General features: G+C 49.2%; 19 protein-coding genes. 10 read left to right on the forward strand and 9 right to left on the reverse strand.

What is annotated here, in order from left to right; genetic code table 11:
• The 3 genes from DP_RS01865 to DP_RS01875 all read right to left on the reverse strand — a co-directional run bounded on the left by DP_RS01865 (window position 1) and on the right by DP_RS01875 (window position 3,096).
• On the reverse strand, window positions 1–1,359 hold the full coding sequence (locus DP_RS01865; RefSeq protein WP_162096620.1) for an efflux RND transporter periplasmic adaptor subunit: 1,359 nt from the start codon (window positions 1,357–1,359) through the stop codon (window positions 1–3).
• Window positions 1,360–1,361: 2 nt separating this feature from the next.
• Window positions 1,362–2,654: a TolC family protein gene (locus DP_RS01870; protein ID WP_162096621.1), complete on the reverse strand. Its 1,293-nt coding sequence runs from the start codon at window positions 2,652–2,654 to the stop codon at window positions 1,362–1,364.
• Between the two features lie 124 nt (window positions 2,655–2,778).
• On the reverse strand, window positions 2,779–3,096 hold the full coding sequence (locus DP_RS01875; protein WP_011187619.1) for a hypothetical protein: 318 nt from the start codon (window positions 3,094–3,096) through the stop codon (window positions 2,779–2,781).
• A gap of 300 nt (window positions 3,097–3,396) precedes the next feature.
• On the opposite strand from DP_RS01875, the gene DP_RS01880 reads away from it, so the two are divergent.
• The 6 genes from DP_RS01880 to DP_RS01905 all read left to right on the forward strand — a co-directional run bounded on the left by DP_RS01880 (window position 3,397) and on the right by DP_RS01905 (window position 9,990).
• On the forward strand, window positions 3,397–5,070 hold the full coding sequence (locus DP_RS01880) for a two-component system sensor histidine kinase NtrB (RefSeq protein ID WP_041277505.1): 1,674 nt from the start codon (window positions 3,397–3,399) through the stop codon (window positions 5,068–5,070).
• Window positions 5,067–6,398, forward strand: coding sequence for a sigma-54-dependent transcriptional regulator (locus tag DP_RS01885; protein ID WP_011187621.1), 1,332 nt, complete (start codon window positions 5,067–5,069; stop codon window positions 6,396–6,398). Before DP_RS01880 ends, DP_RS01885 begins: the two co-directional genes overlap by 4 nt.
• Before the next feature lie 322 nt (window positions 6,399–6,720).
• Entirely contained in the window at window positions 6,721–7,713 is a 993-nt protein-coding gene (locus DP_RS01890) for a sugar ABC transporter substrate-binding protein (protein WP_011187622.1), read from the forward strand.
• 7 nt (window positions 7,714–7,720) lie between these two features.
• Entirely contained in the window at window positions 7,721–8,491 is a 771-nt protein-coding gene (locus tag DP_RS01895; protein ID WP_041277506.1) for an ATP-binding cassette domain-containing protein, read from the forward strand.
• Window positions 8,492–8,495: 4 nt separating this feature from the next.
• Window positions 8,496–9,455, forward strand: a complete 960-nt coding sequence (locus tag DP_RS01900; protein WP_041278200.1) for an ABC transporter permease — start codon at window positions 8,496–8,498, stop codon at window positions 9,453–9,455.
• Window positions 9,456–9,612: 157 nt separating this feature from the next.
• Window positions 9,613–9,990, forward strand: coding sequence for a hypothetical protein (locus tag DP_RS01905; RefSeq protein WP_011187625.1), 378 nt, complete (start codon window positions 9,613–9,615; stop codon window positions 9,988–9,990).
• Window positions 9,991–10,037: 47 nt separating this feature from the next.
• On the opposite strand, the gene DP_RS01910 is transcribed toward DP_RS01905, so the two are convergent.
• A complete protein-coding gene (locus tag DP_RS01910) occupies window positions 10,038–10,277 on the reverse strand; it encodes a zinc ribbon domain-containing protein (protein WP_011187626.1) in 240 nt (79 codons plus the stop codon).
• 259 nt (window positions 10,278–10,536) lie between these two features.
• Between DP_RS01910 and DP_RS01915 the strand changes: the two genes are divergently transcribed.
• Complete coding sequence (locus DP_RS01915; protein WP_011187627.1) at window positions 10,537–11,022, forward strand: universal stress protein; 486 nt, start codon at window positions 10,537–10,539, stop codon at window positions 11,020–11,022.
• A gap of 46 nt (window positions 11,023–11,068) precedes the next feature.
• Here DP_RS01915 and DP_RS01920 read toward each other — a convergent pair whose 3' ends face one another.
• Complete coding sequence (locus DP_RS01920) at window positions 11,069–11,857, reverse strand: sulfite exporter TauE/SafE family protein (protein ID WP_011187628.1); 789 nt, start codon at window positions 11,855–11,857, stop codon at window positions 11,069–11,071.
• 323 nt (window positions 11,858–12,180) lie between these two features.
• Here DP_RS01920 and DP_RS01925 point away from each other — a divergent pair, with 323 nt between their 5' ends.
• Together DP_RS01925 and DP_RS01930 are read left to right on the forward strand one after the other, a co-directional pair.
• A complete protein-coding gene (locus DP_RS01925; protein ID WP_041277507.1) occupies window positions 12,181–13,566 on the forward strand; it encodes a glutamate decarboxylase in 1,386 nt (461 codons plus the stop codon).
• Window positions 13,532–15,541, forward strand: a complete 2,010-nt coding sequence (locus tag DP_RS01930) for an aspartate:alanine exchanger family transporter (protein WP_011187631.1) — start codon at window positions 13,532–13,534, stop codon at window positions 15,539–15,541. Before DP_RS01925 ends, DP_RS01930 begins: the two co-directional genes overlap by 35 nt.
• Before the next feature lie 120 nt (window positions 15,542–15,661).
• Here the strand turns inward: DP_RS01930 and ptuB are convergent, their stop codons facing one another.
• Together ptuB and DP_RS01940 are read right to left on the reverse strand one after the other, a co-directional pair.
• Window positions 15,662–16,429, reverse strand: a complete 768-nt coding sequence (ptuB, locus tag DP_RS01935) for a retron Ec78 anti-phage system effector HNH endonuclease PtuB (protein WP_011187632.1) — start codon at window positions 16,427–16,429, stop codon at window positions 15,662–15,664.
• Window positions 16,413–17,723: an AAA family ATPase gene (locus DP_RS01940; protein ID WP_041277508.1), complete on the reverse strand. Its 1,311-nt coding sequence runs from the start codon at window positions 17,721–17,723 to the stop codon at window positions 16,413–16,415. The genes ptuB and DP_RS01940 overlap by 17 nt, the downstream gene beginning before the upstream one ends.
• A gap of 392 nt (window positions 17,724–18,115) precedes the next feature.
• On the opposite strand from DP_RS01940, the gene DP_RS16495 reads away from it, so the two are divergent.
• Window positions 18,116–18,835 (forward strand): DUF6933 domain-containing protein, encoded by a 720-nt coding sequence (locus DP_RS16495; RefSeq protein WP_011187634.1) that lies wholly within the window; start codon window positions 18,116–18,118, stop codon window positions 18,833–18,835.
• Window positions 18,836–18,881: 46 nt separating this feature from the next.
• Here DP_RS16495 and DP_RS01950 read toward each other — a convergent pair whose 3' ends face one another.
• Both DP_RS01950 and DP_RS01955 read right to left on the reverse strand, forming a co-directional pair.
• Window positions 18,882–19,391: a YqiA/YcfP family alpha/beta fold hydrolase gene (locus DP_RS01950; RefSeq protein WP_041277509.1), complete on the reverse strand. Its 510-nt coding sequence runs from the start codon at window positions 19,389–19,391 to the stop codon at window positions 18,882–18,884.
• Window positions 19,392–19,428: 37 nt separating this feature from the next.
• A complete protein-coding gene (locus DP_RS01955) occupies window positions 19,429–20,154 on the reverse strand; it encodes an alpha/beta fold hydrolase (RefSeq protein WP_049784984.1) in 726 nt (241 codons plus the stop codon).
• Window positions 20,155–20,163: the final 9 nt, after the last annotated feature.

Raw genomic sequence — 20,163 nt, forward strand, 5'->3', positions numbered from 1 at the left:
CTATTGCCCCTTGGCTTGATCTTCCATTGTCATATCAGACATATCAAAAGAGTCATCCATCCCTTCATCGCTCATATCAAAATCCGCCGCCGGTGCAGGTTGCTCCTCTGGCTCCAGCATTTTCTGGATGGCCTCCTGCAGGCGGGATTCTGAATCGAGTAAAAATTGAGACGAGGTGACTATTTTTTCGCCGGCCTCAAGACCTGTGAGCACCTGGACGAGATGGTTTTCTCCCGTCACCCCAAGTTTAACGGTACGCGGCTCAAAGACACCTCCCTCCTTTGCCACAAAGACAATCTGACGAAGGCCAGAATCAATGACAGCCTCCTGAGGGATGAGGAGGGCCTTGTCGGCAATCTTTGCCTGCAGATAGACATTGGCATACATAGCCGGCTTAAACTTGTTTTCAGGGTTCTTAAAGCTCAGTCGCAGCCCAGCTGTGCGCGTTTTGGCGTCCAGATAGGGATAGATAAAAAGCACCTCGCCCTGAAACCTCTGCCCGGGAAAGGCCACTAACTCCATCTCAGCTTTCATCCCCTCCTGCACATAGGACAAATCGGATTCATAGACATCAACGTCCAGCCACACGGTACTCAGATCGGCAACCTGATACTGGCTCATGCCCGGCTTAACAAAAGATCCCTGGCGGACGTTCTTCTGAACAACAACCCCGGTAACAGGCGAATAGAAGGTAATATTTTTCAGGGGCCTGCCACGGGCAGCGATCTTTTTCCGCTGATCTTTTCCTATATCAAGATAGTCCAAACGTTGCTGGCTGGCTCGGAGCAGACTTTCGGCATTTTGCCTGGCGAGCTTCAGCCCCTCTCCCCGCTGCTTCTTAAAATATCGGGCCTGAGCCACGGCAAGCAGATACTCCTGTTGAGCAGCGACTACGAGGGGGCTGTATATGGTGAAAAGCGCCTCCCCCTTCGATACTTTTTTGCCGATAAAGTCCACATAGACCTGATCGATCCAACCCTCAAACTTAGTATTCACATCGTAGACACGACTCTCGTCATAACTGACCCGGCCAAGGGCGCGGATTGTCTTTGCCAGAGGCGCACTCCGGACAAAGCCGTAACGCACACCCATATTTTGTACGGTGACAGGATCTATGCGAATGCTTGAGGTAGGCAACTTCTCTCCCCCCTCTTGCCGATAGACGGGAACAAGGTCCATGCCCATGGGGGATTTCCCCGGTGTCTTACGAATATAGGCCGGATCCATGGGCGCAACCCAATATTCAATAACCTTGCCTGTTGCGGGATCAACATCACCCGCCTTCAGCCCCTCGGCAGCCTGGACTGCCGATGCCAGGATAAGAAAAAAGAGGAGAACGGTTTTTATAATAATTCGCATGATCATACCTCTCTGCCAATGGACACAGGCTGGCCGACAAGTTCTTCCAGCTCAGCGTTTTTTTTGTATATTTTGTAGAGATACCTCTTGGCAGCGAGCTTAACCTTCTCCTGCTTTATCTCTGCATTAAGCATGGTTAAAAACTCAACGCTGCCAACGGAATAGGCGGCAAGGGAGGCCCGGGCCAACTGCTCTGCCTGCATCTCTATGCCCTTGCTATAGAGTCTGTAATTTTTAAAAGATTCGTTAATGACGGTGACAAGCCCGTCAACACGATGGGGCAAACTCTTTTCCAGAGATTCCAGGGTATAGCGAGCAGAACGAACCCTCCGCTTACTCCCGCCAAGTTGGCTATCCTGCCGCCTACTCTGCCAGAGAGGAACGGTAAAGGTGATGCCCGCGGAGACAAAATCAGAACGCGGCATAGTATCGCTGCTATCCCGCTGACCATAGGCGAGGCGTAAATCCATATTGGGCATATAGGCCTTCTCTGCCAATTTGACCTTATTTTTGGCAATGATAATGGCAAGTTTCTGGCTCACCACCGAGGGATTCCGCTCCAGTGATTGCGCAACTAAGCTTTCCTGGTTCAGGGATAACTGATCATCCAAGGTATAGGCAGGTGCCGTCCCGCGATAGAGATCATCCCGATCGAGCAAATTGCCAATGCGATCCTGCAGGCTATTGCGTTCAATTCCCAGGCTGATCTTATCATTTTGCAACTCCGAGAGCTGCACCTGGGCAAAGAGGACATCCTGCTGCAGGCCCTTACCTGCGGCATATCTTGTTTCACTAACCACCAACAGCTGCCTTACCAGCTTATGTATCTGCTCATTTGATTTTAACTTTTCCTGAACAAGAGCCAGATCATACCAGGCAAGCTTGAGATCTCTAGCCACAGAGAGCCTCTTCGCCCGGGTCAACTCCTCCTGTTGCCGAGCCCGCAGTTCAGCATTTTTCTCCTTAAGGCTGAGAACACCGAACCATGGCAGGCCCTGAGCTATTCCCAGCTGCTTTTGAGTCATATTCTCCTGTCTAAAGGAAAAGCTATCCGTTGGCAGATTAACAAGGGCCAGGGTTATTCGAGGGTCAGAGAGGGAACCCGCAGAGGGGGCCTCAAGTTGCAATGCCCTGGTCTTTTCTTCAAGACTTGCTATCTCAAGATTGTGCGACAGGGCCTCCTTAAGCAGGAGGTGCAAATGGTCAACAGGGGTTTCCGCCTGAGCAAGGGTTAAGAGATTAAGAAGACAAAAAAGAGTTGCAGGTAATAGGAAGAACTTCTTATTTCTCAACATATTCATTAACCCATTTCTAAGATCATTAAATAACAACAAAACATCCCAGCCCTTTATTTCGGGAAAAAGGGTCAAATGCCAAACAGCCCTCCTGCACCCATCAATCCCACGAAGAGGAGACTGCCTATTTTTTCTCATCCATCATCAGACCATCTTCATTGAGCATGTTGTTGTCGTTCATCTGGCCATTTCCATTCATCATGTGATCGTTTCCATTCATCATGTGATCGTTTCCATTCATCATGTGATCGTTTCCGTTCATCTGCCCCTTACCATCCATCTGCGGACAAGCATCCATCTGACCGTCCATATGGGTCTTACCATCCATCATATGGCCGTTCATCATGTGATCCTTATCCGAGTTAGTCCCCTGAGCCAGAACAGCACCAACGCCCAGGACAAGACTTACCGACAAAACCATTCCAATAATTACCTTTTTCATTCTGTTCTCCTATTTTTATTAGTCTTTCTCTACAATCAAGATCATGTCTCCTATAAAGCAAGAGGCTTGCCAAAAAAAGATCTAAAAATTTAAAACTGTAATCCACTGATACGACACAATATTAAACAAACTCCCCTGTCTTTAACAAAAGACAAAAGTAACAGGGGCTCTAAAAACAGGACAGTCTGCGATGAACAACTGCCTAACTTTTAGACACTTGTTTTTAATGAATACATACTCTAACTTAATAGAATACGATGTGGAGAGACAAAGATCAAATCTGTGAAAGAGGCAAGAATCATGAAAAAAAAAAATAAGTTCAAGCATAAGATCCCACAATCGCCCTCCTCTTTTCAACTCTCAACAGGACCCTTTTTATTTCTCTTTAGCATCGTTATTATCTTTATCCTCTTTGCAATCTCAACCCGAGACAACATCCATCGAGCCCAAAATTTTATGAAATCCTCACTGCTCAATCAGGGGGGAATTATCATCTCATCCATTGAAGCAATGAATGCTGATGCCCTGGACAGGCCTGAATACTTTAATAATTTTATCTCAGAAATTTCTCAAAACGATGAGATCCTCTTTATCGCCATGGAACCAAAGGGCCTTATCATCGATAAGGGGAGAGGCCTTTATAATAAATTCAGAGTTCATCTCACAAAAGAGAAGATAGAGTCAATGAGAGGTACAGGGCTGACAAGCCACAAAAAAGAACAGGGACTTTTTGTGATTTCAAAATTAATTCAACAGGGATCTTCAGGAGCAGAGCAGATCATATCGGTGGGAATTTCCACCGGGACATTTGATCAGGCCCAAGAGGAGGATCGCCACCATGCATTTATTATGACGGCAATTTTGTTCCTGCTGGCACTATCGGGGATGTACTTCCTATTTCTCTACCAGAAAATGCGCTCCTTTAGTGCCACCATTGCAGATATGAAGCTCTATACGGATAGTATTCTTAAATCTGTACCGGTGAGTATCGTCACCATAGATAACCAAAACAGACTCATCTCTTACAATCAATGCACGACAGACATCCTTGGCCTAAAGTCGGAGAATCTTGAAGGAATTGAAATAGATAAGATAATACCTGCCTACTCCAGCCATCTGAATTCAACGAATCAGCTCACAAATGAAATAGAGGCAGGAGATGGAGGCAAGGAGAAGAGATCATTAAGAATCAGCTGTTCACCACTCATTAGCCAAGGCCAGGTCAATATGGGCAAGGTTTTGGTTATTGAAAACATAAGCAAGTTTAAAAACATGGAGGCCCAGCTGGAGCTTTCCAGAAGAATGGCAGCCCTCGGCAAGATGGCTTCAGGAATTGCCCATGAAATTCGAAATCCCCTGGGGACCCTGCGGGGATTTGCCTATTTTTTCGGTAAATCAAACAATGCCAGCGAGGAGACAAAGGAATATTCCCAACTAATGGTGGCTGAAATTGACCGATTAAACAGAATCGTCTCCGGCCTGCTGCAATTCTCCCGACCAAGAGAGCCGCAATTGCAGACCACATGCCTGTCTGAACTCCTAAAAAAGATTAAACTTTTACTGGAGATGGATTTTTCCACTGCCAAAATTAAAGTCTCCTGGCCAATGGATCAGGGAATTATAATCAACGCCGATCCGGACTTAATCCTCCAGGTGCTCATGAATATTTTACGCAATAGTATCATCGCCACAGCAACTGGCGGTACGATAGATATTGAGTGTAGTGAAGACAATGACAGTGTTATTATCTCCATAGCAGACACCGGGTGCGGCATGTCAGAAAAAGAGAGAGAACAGATGTTCGATCCATTTTTCACCACCAGCAAAACAGGCACGGGACTCGGTTTGGCTGTAAGCCATCAAATCATAGCGCAACATCGAGGTTTTTTTGAGGTTTCCACTGCTCAAAACAGGGGCACAAATATTCGTATCATCCTACCCAAAAAGCCAAATAATGAAGGGGCTGCTCAATGAAAAAAATACTTCTGGTAGACGATGACAAGGGGCATAGAACCATGCTCAAGGTAAACCTCGGTGAACTCGGCTATCAGGTAATTACGGCAGGAGATGGCGATGAGGTTCTAGCCAAACTTACTAAAAACAAGATTGATCTCATCCTCCTTGATATGAAGATGCCTCGCATCGATGGCCTCGCCACCCTCTCCCTGCTCTCCCAGCAGAACAACAGGATTCCCGTTATTGTCATTACCGCCTTTTCATCCATGGAAAATGCCATTGAGGCCATGAAGAAGGGTGCCTTTGACTATGTCACCAAACCGGTTGATATAGATAACTTGCATATTGCAATATCAAAGGCCCTGCATCAAAAGATATCTCCTCCTCTCTCTCCCGGCACAGAGCCTCAGGCCGACAGCAAGTTCCCTGAGATCATCGGGGAGAGTGCTCCCATGCAGGAACTTTTTTCCCAGATATCCCTCATTGCCCCCAGCGATGCAACCATCCTTCTCTCAGGAGAATCAGGCACGGGCAAGGAACTGGTGGCAACGGCAATACATAGGCACAGCAAGAGAAAAGAGGGGGCACTGATCCGGATTAACTGTGCTGCCCTGCATGAAAATTTACTTGAAAGCGAGCTCTTTGGTCACGAGCTGGGGGCCTTCACCGGAGCAGCAAAACAAAAAAAAGGCCTTTTCGAACGGGCGGACAAGGGCACCCTCTTTCTCGATGAAATTGGAGATATGAGCCTGACAACTCAGGTAAAGATACTCCGGGTTTTACAGGAGGGCGAGTTTGAACGGGTAGGCGGAAATGACTCCATCAAGGTCAATGTGAGAATTATCGCCGCCAGCCATAGGAATTTAGAAAAATTGATAGAAGAAGGCACCTTCCGCCAGGACCTCTTTTTTCGCCTCTCCGTTGTCCCTCTCCACCTACCTGCCCTACGAGAGAGACTGGTCGACATCCCCATCCTGGCAAACTTCTTCCTCTCTCTCTACAACAAGAAAAACAGAAAGGATATCAAAGGATTCAGCCAGGAAGCATTGGATTTACTGATGGAATATCCCTGGCCCGGCAATATCAGAGAATTAGAAAACAGCATTGAACGTGGTGTCATCCTCTGTCTCGGTGAACAGATAACGGCCCACGAACTCCCGCCCCAGTTTTTCCGCAATCGCAGCCCGGGCGAGCTGAGCAGTCGAGACACCCTGCGAGACGTCGAGAAGAGGGCTATCCAACAGGCCTTGGCACGATCCGGCTTCAATAAGAGCGCCACGGCAAAGCAACTCGGCATTGCCCGGCAAACCTTGCTCAACAAGATAAGAGACTACGGGCTGGAATAGGGCCATCTCTTCCACCACCAAAACGGCCGAAGTGACCCAATCCAGCCATTCGCTCATGCCGGCCCAGACAATAGGATAGGGGACCAGCACGGCTTTTCCACAAAACAGGCTCTATGCAATAATATATGGAAACTCTCTTTAGAGACGAGTCTCAACAATACCCCTCCAGCCCCAACCCCGCAATCCATCAAGATTACCTATTAACGTCATCCACACTATATCAAAAAATGCGTGGCAACAGCCTGGCTTTTTGACTACCCTAGCGCCGATACTCAAACTACTCTTGACGCAATCAAGCGAGAACCCTTAAACAGGATAGAGAATGAAAATAAAAAAATGGAGCCTGGCGCTGACACTGCTCGTTTTGCTCAGCACTAATGTCTTTGCAGCAGACGCCCTCAAGCAGAGCGGCAAAGGAATAAAGATTTGGTTTGACACGGGAGGCCCCGTTGGCGGCAGCTATAATACCGTGGTGCAAAATGGGGCCCAACAGGCAGCGACTGATCTTGGCTGTGAGATTGAATTCATGTACTCCAACTGGAGTCCACAGAAGATGATCGAAAACCTAAAAAAGGCCATTGCCGCAGGGCCTGATGGTGTTGTAGTGATGGGACATCCGGGTGATGATGCCTACGCGCCACTGATTAAAGAGGCCGAAGAGAAGGGGATAATAATTACCTCAGCCGATACTGAACTCCCTAAGTTGATGGCACAGTACCAGGCAGCAGGGTTTGGTTATGCGGGGGTAAGCAACTACGGGCGAGGCAAGGCCCTGGCCTCTGAGGCCATCAATCGTTTTGCCCTTAAAAAAGGAGACAGGGCCCTAGTCTGGGGCCTGCAGAGTCGCCCAACCCGTGGCCTCAGCTCCAGGGCTATTATCGAAACCCTTCAGGCTGCCGGTATTGAGGTAGACTATATGGAGATCAGCTCGGAGATCGATAAAGATGCCAGCCTCGGCACCTCGGTAATCGCCGCCTATCTCTCCTCTAATCCCGACTGCGACATTGTCTTTACCGACCATGGAGCGCTGACCGCTCAACAGGAAAACTTCTTTCGAGCAGCAGGCCTTGGCCCGGATGAGATCATCGGTGCCGGCTTCAGCCTCTCGCCTGCCACCGCAGCTGGCATTAAATCCGGTTATGTGGATCTTGTCGGTGATGGCCAGCCCTATCTCCAGGGCTATCTGCCCGTATTACAGATCGTTCTCACCAAGCGCTTCGGCTTTTCCGGACTTGAAGTCCAAACAGGCGGCGGCTTTATCCATAAAGGAAATATTGACCTGATAGAACCTCTTGCCAAGAAAGGGATACGTTAATCTACAGATGGATACCATACTCAAGGCCTCCGGGATCAATAAATCCTTTGGCCCCATACAGGCACTCGAAGGGGTTAACTTCTCTATCTATAGGGGAGAAGTTGTAGCCCTCATCGGTGATAATGGGGCAGGAAAATCCACCATTATCAAAATTCTCTCCGGCGTGCTCCGTCCGGATTCCGGCCGCCTACAGATAAACGGCCACGACATCAACCTACGGCATCACTCCGTTATCAAAGCCCGGACCATGGGAGTTGAAACCGTCTACCAGGAACGATCTCTGGGAGAGAAGCAACCACTGTGGCGCAATGTCTTTGTCGGTCGACACCTGCATAATGCCTTGGGTTTTATCCGGATACGAGAGGAGAAGGAAATTACCCTCTCCATGCTCAAAGAGAGTATTGGCCTCAAGGGTGTCGGTATCTCTGCCGACGCCCTGGTAGGTACACTCTCGGGTGGGGAGAGACAGGGTTTGGCCATTAGTCGGGCCATGCATTTCAACGCAGCCTTAACCATCCTCGACGAACCAACCACGGCCCTGGCAGTAAAAGAGGTGAGACGTGTCCTCGACTATATTCGCGCCATCCCCAAACAGGGGAAATCTGCCCTCTTTGTCTCCCATAACCTGCACCACATACATGAGATAGCAGATCGTTTTCTCTTTGTCAGCCATGGAAGCATTGTCCACCAGTGCAGAAAAAAAGAGATGTCTGTCTCTGAGCTCTTTGAAAAATTAGATCAAATTTCTGCCGCACGAGGCAAAAATGGAGAAGTTTAACAGAATGAAAGCATACCTCGTCAGCTACCGTTTCCAGTTGGGTATTCTTAGCCTACTTCTTGCTCTTTTGGGTCTGTTTATGTACCTCAGCCCCCAGACATTTCTCCATCAACGGATCTACGTGGCCTTTATGTCCACCATCCCCTTTCCCACCATCCTTGCCTTGGGGCTTACCCTCCTCATTATTGCCGGAGAGATGGACATGTCCTTTCCCTCGGTGATGGTCATCTCGGGTCTGGCCTTTTCCTCAGTCTTTCAGGCAACCTCAAGTCCGCTGCTCGGTTTTTTTGCCGCCCTTGGCACCGGAGCCTTCGCAGGGCTCTGCAATGGTCTCATTGTCGTAAAAATCGGGGTCCCCGCCATTATCGCCACCATCGGCACCCAGTTCTTCTGGCGAGGAGCGTCCACCCTGCTCTGTAACGGCCTTGCCCTCAACCTCACCGAGGTACGCCCTACTCTCTTCCATGATATAATGGTGGGCAGACTCTGGGGATGGCTTCCCATGCAAACCGTCTGGTGCCTTGCTCTGGCCATCATGGTCTGGCTCCTGCTCAACCGCCATGTCTTTGGCGACAGTGTTCGCTTTATTGGCGATGACATTGGCACCGCAAAAATGATGGGGGTACAAACCGATGGGGTACGGATTAGCCTCTTTATTTTCATGGGCCTGATAAGTGCTCTGGCATCGGTCATGGTCTGTCTGGAGATGGCCAACTGGTGGCCCACCCAAGGCGAGGGCTATATGCTCCTGGTCTTTGCCGCAGTCTTTCTGGGCGGAACCTCTGTTTTTGGCGGACAGGGCACCATTTTTGGCACCCTTATCGGGGCAATCATTATCGGCATACTGGAGGCGGGCATCATCAGCGCCGGTCTTTCAGGCTACTGGACACGACTCATCCATGGCCTGGTAATCGTTATCTCTGTCTCTCTCTACGCCATCGCCTTCAAGACTCGACGCACATAGGTCCTGCCCTCTTTATGGCCTCAGCCCTCCTTTATGATTTGGCAAATTTATCCCTAGCCCATACTCTTATGCTATACTGTTTGAAATGGTAACAAATGAGAACAGCACGCTCGACAGAAAAAAGGGCCGAAAGATCAAAATCTTATAGGGAGGGTGAATGAACAATATACCGTACCACCACACAGCCAAAGAGATTAAGGATGAAATCAATAAACTGACGGACGATGCAAGTAACCAGGTTATAGAGGAGACTGCGCATCGCTTGGAGGGTCTGAACTATGCCCCCCCCATCACCACTCCCATGGAAAAATTTTTAAGAATTAACAAGGGTGGAATAATGGCAGAGATAGAGAGAATCCTTAACATGTCAGCTGAAGAGGCCTGCACCATAGTTCTGACCCAGCCGAGCAAATGTGAGGATATCAAGGTACAGACCATCTCCATCCTCTTCTATTATTACAAAGAGCTCCTCCTTCTGCGCGCAGGAGATGGCAAGACATGGGACGATATTGACGAAATGTATCTCTACGATTAATCGCTGAAATCTGCGCTGGCCATTAGCGGCGCAGATCTGAGAGATGTTTACCCGCCAAAATATCGCCGAATGCCCCTGAAGAGATTAGAGGGCGCCTCAAAGATAGTCTGCAGCATACCTGTTGCCAAGACCCTTGGCTCATATGCCGCGCCATCACCCTTTACCCTGAAATCAGAGTAGAATTTTGTGCCACACTGTGGACACTTCATAAGCATTCCACCAATCTTGGTGGGAAAACGCAGCCGCTGTCCACAATCCGGACACTCTTTTATCATTGAATCCGCCATAGCACTCCCCTACACCAGCCCAGACACCTAACTAGTTATATTGAACAAAAGCAAAAACAGCAGACAGCAGTCAAACCACAAAAATGGCCCTGCCTGCGACAGATAAACCAAACAATATCAACATGTAATAGTACAAAACCACCAAAAACCAACTTCCCTCAAAAAAATAGCATTAATTACTCGCAACAGAGATAGAGAAGGAATATACTATATCTATGCTGGCGTATTTGTATCCAAAAATTTTATATGGAGAGTTGTTATGAACATCATAAAGCCGATAGACTCTATTGTTGCCCCTATTGATTTTTCAAAAAATTCAGAATTTGTTGCCCAATCTGCTGCCTATATCGCTGGACAGTTTAATGCAGCCCTGCACTTTGTCTACGTTGTCCAGGAATTTGATTATAACGCAGGATTCTTTTCACCAGAAAAATCTGTTGCAGATCTGGAGACTGAGCTGTTTATAAGCGCAACGAAAAAAATGGAAGACTTCTACAATGTCAATCTCCCTCTCCTTAACAAGAATTGCAAAGAGATCACCACCAAGGTCTTAGCAGGTGATATCAGTGAACAGATCATCGGATACGCTTCGAGTTTAGAGACGGGAATGATCGTCATGGGTACCCACGGCTATAAGGGACTGGAAAAGATCATGTTTGGTAGTGTCGCCAACAAGGTTGTGCAAAACTCTCACTGCCCTGTCCTTACCGTCAATCCATATAAATGTAACGTCACCCCTAAATAGAGAGCTCTCCCCGGCCAACCTTCCTACAAGGTTGGCCCCCCCACCTTTAGAAACTCCCCCACAACATCTTAAGCCCCACCACATAGAGAAGCATGGAAAATATTTTTTTCAGCTTGGCTACAGGCAGACTATGGGCCAGACGAGCGCCAAGAGGGGCTGTGCAAACAGAAGTGAGCACAATACCAGCAAGAGCCGTCAGGTGAACAAAGCCAAAGGTCCCGGCCGGCAAACCGCTCACCATCAGGCCATTAACTATATAACCGGCACTGCCCGCCAGGGCAATGGGCAGACCAATAGCCGCCGAAGTGCCAATGGCCTGATGCATGGCAATATTATTCCAAACCAAAAAGGGCACGGAGAGGGTGCCGCCACCAATACCTACCAGACTGGAAAAGGTGCCAATGACAGAGCCGGCGCCAAAGATCCCCACCGTTCCCGGCAAATCACGGCTTGCATTTGGCCGTATACTGAGCAGCATCTGAGTTGCCACATAGAGCAGGAATACCCCGAAAAAGACCTTTAAAAAGGTGGTGGAAAGCTGGGAGGCCACCCAGGCCCCGAAAAAAGTGCCCACCAAAATGCCCGGAGTAATCCGCCCAACCACCGGCCAAAGCACAGCCCCACGTTTATGGTGGGCCCAGAGACTGGAGAGAGAGGTACAGATAATACTGGCAAGAGAGGTCCCCAGGGCTACATGCAGCAGATATTCAGGGGGTACCTGAGAGGCAAGGGCAAAGGTGAGCATAGGGACAATCACCAGGCCACCCCCTATTCCAAGAAGTCCGGCAAGAAGTCCCGCCACTGCTCCAACCGCCATATACAGAAAAAAAATCATATCAATTACCTTTTTTAAAACCTTCTTTTACCTAACAAACAAGACGCCAACCATCTGCACCAAACCACAGGAACAACAGACAGAAGCCCCAGAGAAACCACCTCTACCTGCAATTCCCCCTTTTTGACTATGGGGCAGATCTATGCATAATAGACAGAGATAACAAACATATTTTTTGTAGATAACAATACAGTCTGCTTCCACAGTAATATTTCACAGCTATTGTCGCAACTACTCCCTGCCAGAGCAGGCAAGGTCAATCTGCATATCTCTGCAAAGCTACTTTGCTCAGATGCTATCCACGCACGGAAAAGGAGAAAAGAATGCCCCTGCACAACAAGAGAAAGAACAACATCATGGATGATATCTATGCATCATCTGATCTCTCCATTGTTCTTCCCAAATACAAGATGCCGCAAAAAGAGCTTGATCCCCGCCACGCCTACCAGATGGTTCACGACGAACTGATGCTGGATGGCAATGCCCGGCAAAACCTGGCGACCTTTTGCCAGACATGGGATGACCCGGAAGTTCACAGGCTGATGGACGAGTGTATCGATAAAAACATGATTGATAAGGATGAGTATCCTCAAACTGCAGAGATTGAATCCCGATGCGTGCACATTCTGGCCGATCTCTGGAATGCCCCGGATTCTGCCAACAGCTTGGGTTGCTCCACCACCGGTTCCAGTGAGGCGGCCATGCTCGGTGGACTGGCCCTAAAAAAACGCTGGAGCGAAAAGAGAAAGGCCGCCGGCAAGGGCACAGACAGACCCAATATTGTCTGTGGCCCTGTCCAGATATGTTGGCATAAATTTGCCCGTTACTGGGATGTGGAACTACGAGAAGTCCCCTTAGAGGACCAACTCTATATGACGGCGGAAGAGGCCGTAAAGCGTTGCGATGAAAACACCATCGGAGTCATACCCACCCTGGGAGTTACATTTACCTGTGTCTATGAGCCGGTAGAAGAGATTTGCAGGGCCCTTGATCAACTGCAAAAAGAGACCGGCCTCGACATCCCAGTCCATGTGGATGGGGCAAGCGGTGGATTTCTTGCTCCCTTTGTCGATCCCGATCTCAAATGGGACTTTCGCCTGAAACGGGTAAAGTCGATCAATGCCTCGGGTCATAAATTTGGGTTGGCACCACTCGGCGTAGGCTGGGTGCTCTGGCGAGACAAAGAGGAGCTCCCCGAGGACCTCATCTTCTGGGTCAACTATCTGGGAGGCAATATGCCCACCTTTGCCCTCAACTTCTCCCGCCCAGGAGGACAGATTATCGCCCAGTACTATAACTTCCTACGTCTTGGCCATGAGGGCTATCGCAAAATACACCAAGCCTGCTACAAAACAGCCCAATACCTCTCAAGCGAAGTCAAAAAACTCGGCCCATTTGAGATCATCTACGATGGCAGGGGAGGCATTCCCGCCATGAGCTTCTCCTTACAAGAGGGCGTTGCCCCGGGATTCAACCTCTTTGACCTATCGGATCGCATTAGGAGCCGTGGTTGGCAGATTGCGGCCTATAGCATGCCCGCCAATAGAGAGGATTTAGTGGTAATGCGCATCCTCGTCCGCCATGGTTTCAGCCGGGACTTAGCTGACCTACTCCTCAAAGACCTTCAGCACTGCCTGGAGTACTTCAAAAAAAATCCAGTTATTCACCAGAGCAGTGAAGAGTTCTCTGGCAGTTTTAAGCACAGCTAGGAGCGACACAACCACAACCTACATAGGGAGAAACCAAATGATTGCCCCCATGGCATTTCAAGCAAAAAGGTCCACTTTTCTCTGCCCGCTATTAGTAGCCTTGGCCATACTCTTCAGCCTGACAGCGGTCTCCTCCGGCACATCCTGGGCCAAGGACCATGCTGGCAGCTCTCAGGCTACTGTCTCGGCTGTTGCTGGCGATAATCAGGCGGTGACCGCCAAGGGCGAAGTAAAAAACTCCTTTGCTCCAATTAAAACCTGCTTTAACTTTCTTAAAGAACAGCCATTTGTCTTTATCCTCCTCGCCCTGGCCATCGGCTACCCCCTGGGCAAGATATCGCTCTGGGGCATATCCCTCGGGCCAACAGCGGGGACATTACTGGTGGGAGTGCTCATCTCCATCATCGGCCAAAATATCTTCGGGATTATCTATGGCATCCCCAGCATTGTCTCCACCATCTTTCTCCTCATGTTTATGTACGCCCTTGGCCTTAAGGTTGGTCCTCAATTTTTTTCAGGCCTCAAGACAGGTGGTCTGGCCTTCATTGTCATAGGGCTGATTGTCTGGTCACTGAACTGGCTCATCTGTTTTTTCGGGGTTAAACTAGCAGGTCTGGAAGCCGGCTTTGCCCCCGGCATTATCTCCGGCAGCTACACCATTACCGCCATCATTGGCGTGGCCCAAACAGCACTTACCAACGGTGCCTACACCCCGCCACCGGGAGTAAGCACAGAACAGATTGGGGCAAACATTGCGGCTGGCTATGCCATAAGCTACGTCCTCTCCAATATCGGTATCATCCTCCTTATCCGCTACCTGCCCCAAATATTTGGCCATGACCCCATAGCCGATGCCCAACTAGCTGAAAAAGAGCTGAGTGGCGGAGCAACAGACCCCGTTCCCGGAGCCGCAGGCTCTCTCTCTTTAGGTTTTTCCCACTTTGATCTTCGCGCCTACGAGGTCGACCACCAAGAGATCATCGGCAAAACTGTCCAGGAATTTTTTCACCTCTATCCTGAGGCACCCATCCTCCGGGTTGTCCGTCAGGGCAAGCTACTCAACTTGTCCGAAAACAATCCCATAAAGAGGGGAGATATTGTCTCCGTTCGAGCCGATGTGCACGAGCTCATAGCCGATGGTAAAAAACTGATAGGAAAGGAGAGCGACAGTATTCTGGCAAGAGATGTCCCCATAGAGGTTGCCGATATCCATATTGGTAGCCGCGATGTTGCCGGAGATACCCTGGCAGAGCTTGGCCGATCCATTGGTTTTGGCCTACAGCTCAAGGCCCTCTTTCGATTTGGCCAAGAGCTTCCCCTCCTCGCAGGCACAGCTGTTCAGGTAGGTGATGTGTTGAGATTTGTCGGTCCGGATTTCTGTATCCAACAGGCAGCAAAAAGACTCGGTGGCAGACCAATCCTTAACAGTTCAATTACCGAGGTCATGTATATGGCCATCGCCATGGGCATAGGCTATATTTTTGGTAGCCTCAGCTTCAACTTCGCAGGTATCCCCTTTGCCCTTGGCACCTCTGCCGGTTGCCTGCTTGCCGGTATCTTTATGAGTTACTGGCGAAGCCGTAACCCTGAATTTGGTGGCCCCATGAGTGAAGGTGCCCGCAGTTTCTTGCAGGACATCGGCCTCAACCTCTTTGTTGCAGTACTCGCAGCCGCTGTTGGCCCTAAGATAATCGAATCCTTCCACGGGACCACGGCAATATGGGTCGCAATCATCGGTATCCTGGGAGCGCTAGTGCCCCCTCTGGTTGCCTTTGTCGTGGGAATCAAGGTCTTCAAGCTCAACAGCGTTGTGGCAGCCGGGGCCAGTACCGGGGCCCGCAACTCAACCCCGGGGCTCAATGCCATCTGCGAACAGTCCCAAAGTGCTGTGGCGGCGGTTCCCTATCCCCTCACCTATGCCCTGACAACAGTTCTCGCTCTGGTTGGTGGCTATTTCGCCATGCTCCTCTCCTAAAAAAAACGGGTCCCCATATTGTGGGGGACCCGATAATTTTCATCCAACACAGCAGGCAAAGACCTTCCCTCTCATCTCCTAGCTGAAAAGTCCTGAGAAGAGGACATCTGCCAAGGCTAACTAACCGTCATAACCAATTCGCTCTAAATGCTCCTCGGCCTGTTTACCCAAATAAGCCCTGATTGCAGAAAAAAAGGCTGGCCAGTTCCCGACCTTATTTCGGCGCAGTATTGCCCGGGCAAGTCGTCTTCTCGCATCTACGGCACTGAAGCCCTGACTGACAAGTCTGTTATACTGCCGATTAAGATGGAGCAAAACTGGCCGACGCAGATCAGTCAAACGTTTTGCGTTTAAACGTAGGCTGTCAATTGTATTCTGGGCCTTCTCCACATCGACCCCGGCCCGAATACAGTTGTTAATATGCACCTCCATCCGCCCCGTTGTCCGGCTATAGGTAAAGAGATTCGGACTTGCCGGCAGGAGAAGGGGGTTCAAGATCACCTCATCAAAATTTTCTCTATCCTTAGGCACATCACAGGAGTAGTCAGGGCTGGTAAAGCGTCTCTTACCATCAATAACATCCCTTTGACTGCCCCCATGGCAACAGCCCAGCAGGTTTTGCCAATCCAACCCCCAGTTATGATCAGCGCCATTATCTGATTTTGGATGAAAGTGCTCAACCCGAAAATCTGCACTGCTCAAGGTATCGGCCCTTCTCAAATCAATCTCGCAGTAGGCGCATAAGCCCCCCTGATCTCGACGGATCTGTTCCTGCACCTGATTACGCCTATCGCCGTTTTTCCTATACTTTTCCCAGCTATCGGTGAAATGGGCCTGATGATACTCTCTGAGGAAGGTGGGCTCTTCTCCCTTAATTATCTTCTTCATCGAATCTATCCATTTCTTTCATGCGAATATCCATATCCAAACAGGCCAACTCGGGCTCATGCTCCCCGCCCCAGATATCAAGCGCCCGACGTAGCTCCAAGGCCTCCTCACAGTCCCACCTATCCGCATCCACCAGAGCCTGATACCTTTTCAACTTTTGTACAACCGCCAGCTGCTGCACCCGGGATGATTCAACCCCCAGCACCTGGAGCAGAACCTGCTGGGCCTCAGCACCGGCAGAAAAGCCCACGGGCACCAGACTGGGCTGGTCCTCTCTCCAGTCAATTACCCGCAGACTCCTAGGATCAACAGCAGAAACCACCTGGGGACTATGGGTGGTAACAATAAATTGAATACAGGGGAAGGTCTTCATCAGATCAAGGAGGATTACCTGCTGCCAACTGGGATGGAGATGAAGATCCACCTCATCAATCAGGACAATACCTTCGGTCTGCAGGGGGTCAGCCATTTGAGGATTTGCCTGCACCATACGGGCGGCAATGTCCATCACTAAGACCAGAATCATCCGATGGCCACTACTGAGCTGCTCAATTGTCAACTGCTTGACTCCCGTCTCCTGACGCCAATCCACCTGAATGGTTGACTGCTCTACAACCTGTGGATTAGAAAAATCCGGGAGCATAGAGTTTACAGCCCTACGAATAGCTCGTAACTCGGGCAGTTCAAGATCAGGGGAACCTGATCTTTTCTGCGCCCTCGCCTCCAACTGGCCCAAGGCATAGAAATACTCCATAAAGCCCTTAAAATTTGTCCGGCTTTGCAGGGCCCCATGCAGGGCATCAAAACGCCGGCGAGGCTTACAGAGACAGGGTTCAGGCAGGGGAATTTCAAAAACGTCACGCCCCGTGCCAAAGTAGATGAATATCGGTAGCTGGTAATCGGCACCGGCATTTTCTGCCTCTATGAACTGATCAACATATGCATAGAGCTCTTTTACCCCGCGCCCCGGTGGTATTTCTCCTGCCGTTTTTTCTGTCTGATCCCGTCTCTCCGTTCTATCCCAGACAAAACCTGTATCGGTCTCACTGGTAATACGCATATAGGGAGGTCTATGCCCGTCAGAGAAGATATGAAAGTCACTGGCCTTGGGCTCCAGACCTGTCACCCTGGGCAGGCGGGTTAAAAAAACACCCAGAGAGGTGGCAACAGCATCAAGGATAGTTGATTTCCCCTCGCCGTTTTTCGCAACCAGAACAGTCAACTGCTCATCAAAATCAATTTCAAAGTTGGTGAATCGACGATAATTATGGAGTGTCAGTCGTTTTATCTTCATAGGCTTACCTTTAGAAACATTTCCATATACAAAAAATCCCACCCCTGAATACAGGGTTAAAAAAATTACAGGTCACATTCTCAACAATCGCAAGGAGGAGGACCTTTACTCAAAAAGCGCCCTACTCTCATATCATAGCGAAACCAACACCAGACTTCATCTTTTCGAGCAAATTATTTCCTCAGAGCAACTCCAAACAGAGACCCCATAAGATGAGGCAAGGGAGGGAGACAGATTTACTTCCTCAAAAGAATACTCTTAACCAATATTGTCCAATTGCAACTTCTTCGATATGCTATAAGAAAGAATTAAGGTAAAATGGATAGGTTACAGTTAACATCTAAGAGACTTCAAAAAGAGATCAACAGGACTCACTACAGGGAATAAAAACTATGCTGATTTTTAACTGCACCAGGACAGCCTGTAATTTTTTCACCGTCAGTCAGGGGGGCGTCAAAGTCTCACCGGTAGAACCAGCCCCGCACACAAACTTGGCAGACGATGATCTGAAAAACAGTGATGGGACCAAACCTGCTCTGATGCAGTGGCTGATTCATCTGATAAGGGTGCAGGGCAAAAATATTATTCTGGCCATGGAGATAAAGAGTCATTATTGCATGATCTTTGCGGGTCTGAAGAAGGGTGATGCCACCACCTTTATTCAACTATTTTATGAACGCCTCTTTAATAATATGCAGTGGTATGGTGAAAGTATTGGCTTTATGGATGAAACCAGCTTCCAACCAATGGCTACAAATTTCATAAAAGCCCATGACGAGTTCCGTTTTTTTGCCCGCGACGATGCCAAAATCCAGAAAAGCATAGATAATGTGGCAAAGGACATTCGCCTCTGGGCCAGTAAGCATGACAGCTCTGGCAATGCGGCGGAACAGGCGGCAGAGTTTAACCAAAGGGTAAACAGTATCCCCCACAAAGCAGGATCCCAGCAGGGCGCCATCCCCTCTGAAGTAATGTTCATCTACTGGATCGGCCATTTTTGTAATGCTCAGGAAAAAGAGATAAAAATGGCTCGACAGCGCTTTGAAGTCCTTAAAAAAAGAGAGCTTGAACAGCTCGGACTTCTCCTTCGCAGTAAAAAGAATGACTCCTGAAGAGATGAGCTCGTGAAGGCAGTCGACTAGCCGAAAGAGGCAAGGATTACAGGGCAGACATCTCTCTCATCGAGCTCAAAAACTGGCTAAATATCCTCTCCACCGCCACAAGTGAGGAGTTCAGTCGATGATCTCCGCTGATCAGGTGCAGGGAGCAATCTGCCTCCTCGGCAAACTTTATTGAGTGAGAGGCAGGGATAATATCGTCGGACCAACCATGGACGATTTCAATATGTTGACAATGAGAATTATGAGTCTGTCTCTCATATCCTGACATATAGAGGGCTGGTGCCAAAAGAAATAGCCCCTTGGCATCTACCCTCTCAGATGCAACCAGGGAAACATAGGCGCCCATGCTTGAGCCCACCAGCAGAAAGGTCTCCTCCTCAGCCCGCAGGATCTTTACCAATCGCTCAACCCGAGCATCGGCCTCAGGAAGATCCGAATAATCAATACTCTCAACTTGAAGACCCTCTTTACGGGCGATCAGGGCAAGCCTCTTTATCTTGCTCCCCCAGGGACCACTCTCCTTCCCATGGGCAAAATATACCTTCATTCCTCTCTCCCTTCTTGATTTGGCGAACAAACAGACTCTACCTCTGAAAGGCACCGTGCTGTAAAAAGTATTTTGTCTGACGAATAACCTCGGTGGCTCTCATTATAAAGGGATGAGAGTGGGGCAAAACCAAAAAATCAACCATCCCCTCCACCTTAGCGTTTTCTATGGAAACCTTACCATCGTCCTCTCCCGTAATCATAAGAGAAAGAATGAGGTTAACGCTCCTGTTACCGGCAATCACCCCTAATTCAAAGCCTACCCTGCCCAATCTCCGGGGAATGCTCGCCGCAGAGGTTCCCAGCTGCTGACCGGCCGGACCATTGAGCCAAAAGAAGCCGGGCACAGCCTTCATCTTATCCACCACCTCACTCCCCCCATTAGGCGGACTGAGCATGACAACCCGGCCAAGATTTGCAATCTGCCTCTTTGAGAGATATTGACGAACAAGGATTCCACCCAATGAATGGGTGACAAAGTGAACTTTGCGGGGAGAGTATTCCTGACACTCACTGAGCGCCGCTGAAACAGCAGCATCGGCCAATTTTTCAATCTTAAATTTCCGCGAGGGGTAATCAAGATTAATAACCCTGTAACCCGAGGACAACAGAGACTCTTCCATGCTGACCATTGACCTGCTGGTTCTGGCTAAACCATGGAGAAGAATCACACATTCATTATTAATCGGCACCTCCTCCGCCCCAAGCGCAAGGGAGCAGGGGCTGAACAGTATAAGGGCAAGCGCGATTCGTTTACGCCACATACTTATACC

It is taken from the genome of Desulfotalea psychrophila LSv54 (assembly GCF_000025945.1).
GTDB classification, from domain to species: domain Bacteria; phylum Desulfobacterota; class Desulfobulbia; order Desulfobulbales; family Desulfocapsaceae; genus Desulfotalea; species Desulfotalea psychrophila.

What these genes read in the sequence shown, in the direction of transcription:
- DP_RS01890 (WP_011187622.1), top strand. Translation starts at nt 6,721, where the DNA reads ATGAAAATAAAAAAATGGAGCCTGGCGCTGACACTGCTCGTTTTGCTC.
- DP_RS01910 (WP_011187626.1), bottom strand. Translation starts at nt 10,277, where the DNA reads ATGGCGGATTCAATGATAAAAGAGTGTCCGGATTGTGGACAGCGGCTG.
- DP_RS01875 (WP_011187619.1), bottom strand. Translation starts at nt 3,096, where the DNA reads ATGAAAAAGGTAATTATTGGAATGGTTTTGTCGGTAAGTCTTGTCCTG.
- DP_RS01880 (WP_041277505.1), top strand. Translation starts at nt 3,397, where the DNA reads ATGAAAAAAAAAAATAAGTTCAAGCATAAGATCCCACAATCGCCCTCC.
- DP_RS01900 (WP_041278200.1), top strand. Translation starts at nt 8,496, where the DNA reads ATGAAAGCATACCTCGTCAGCTACCGTTTCCAGTTGGGTATTCTTAGC.
- DP_RS01905 (WP_011187625.1), top strand. Translation starts at nt 9,613, where the DNA reads ATGAACAATATACCGTACCACCACACAGCCAAAGAGATTAAGGATGAA.
- DP_RS01925 (WP_041277507.1), top strand. Translation starts at nt 12,181, where the DNA reads ATGCCCCTGCACAACAAGAGAAAGAACAACATCATGGATGATATCTAT.
- DP_RS01895 (WP_041277506.1), top strand. Translation starts at nt 7,721, where the DNA reads ATGGATACCATACTCAAGGCCTCCGGGATCAATAAATCCTTTGGCCCC.
- ptuB (WP_011187632.1), bottom strand. Translation starts at nt 16,429, where the DNA reads ATGAAGAAGATAATTAAGGGAGAAGAGCCCACCTTCCTCAGAGAGTAT.
- DP_RS01885 (WP_011187621.1), top strand. Translation starts at nt 5,067, where the DNA reads ATGAAAAAAATACTTCTGGTAGACGATGACAAGGGGCATAGAACCATG.
- DP_RS01865 (WP_162096620.1), bottom strand. Translation starts at nt 1,359, where the DNA reads ATGCGAATTATTATAAAAACCGTTCTCCTCTTTTTTCTTATCCTGGCA.
- DP_RS01920 (WP_011187628.1), bottom strand. Translation starts at nt 11,857, where the DNA reads ATGATTTTTTTTCTGTATATGGCGGTTGGAGCAGTGGCGGGACTTCTT.
- DP_RS16495 (WP_011187634.1), top strand. Translation starts at nt 18,116, where the DNA reads ATGCTGATTTTTAACTGCACCAGGACAGCCTGTAATTTTTTCACCGTC.
- DP_RS01940 (WP_041277508.1), bottom strand. Translation starts at nt 17,723, where the DNA reads ATGAAGATAAAACGACTGACACTCCATAATTATCGTCGATTCACCAAC.
- DP_RS01955 (WP_049784984.1), bottom strand. Translation starts at nt 20,154, where the DNA reads ATGTGGCGTAAACGAATCGCGCTTGCCCTTATACTGTTCAGCCCCTGC.
- DP_RS01870 (WP_162096621.1), bottom strand. Translation starts at nt 2,654, where the DNA reads ATGTTGAGAAATAAGAAGTTCTTCCTATTACCTGCAACTCTTTTTTGT.
- DP_RS01915 (WP_011187627.1), top strand. Translation starts at nt 10,537, where the DNA reads ATGAACATCATAAAGCCGATAGACTCTATTGTTGCCCCTATTGATTTT.
- DP_RS01950 (WP_041277509.1), bottom strand. Translation starts at nt 19,391, where the DNA reads ATGAAGGTATATTTTGCCCATGGGAAGGAGAGTGGTCCCTGGGGGAGC.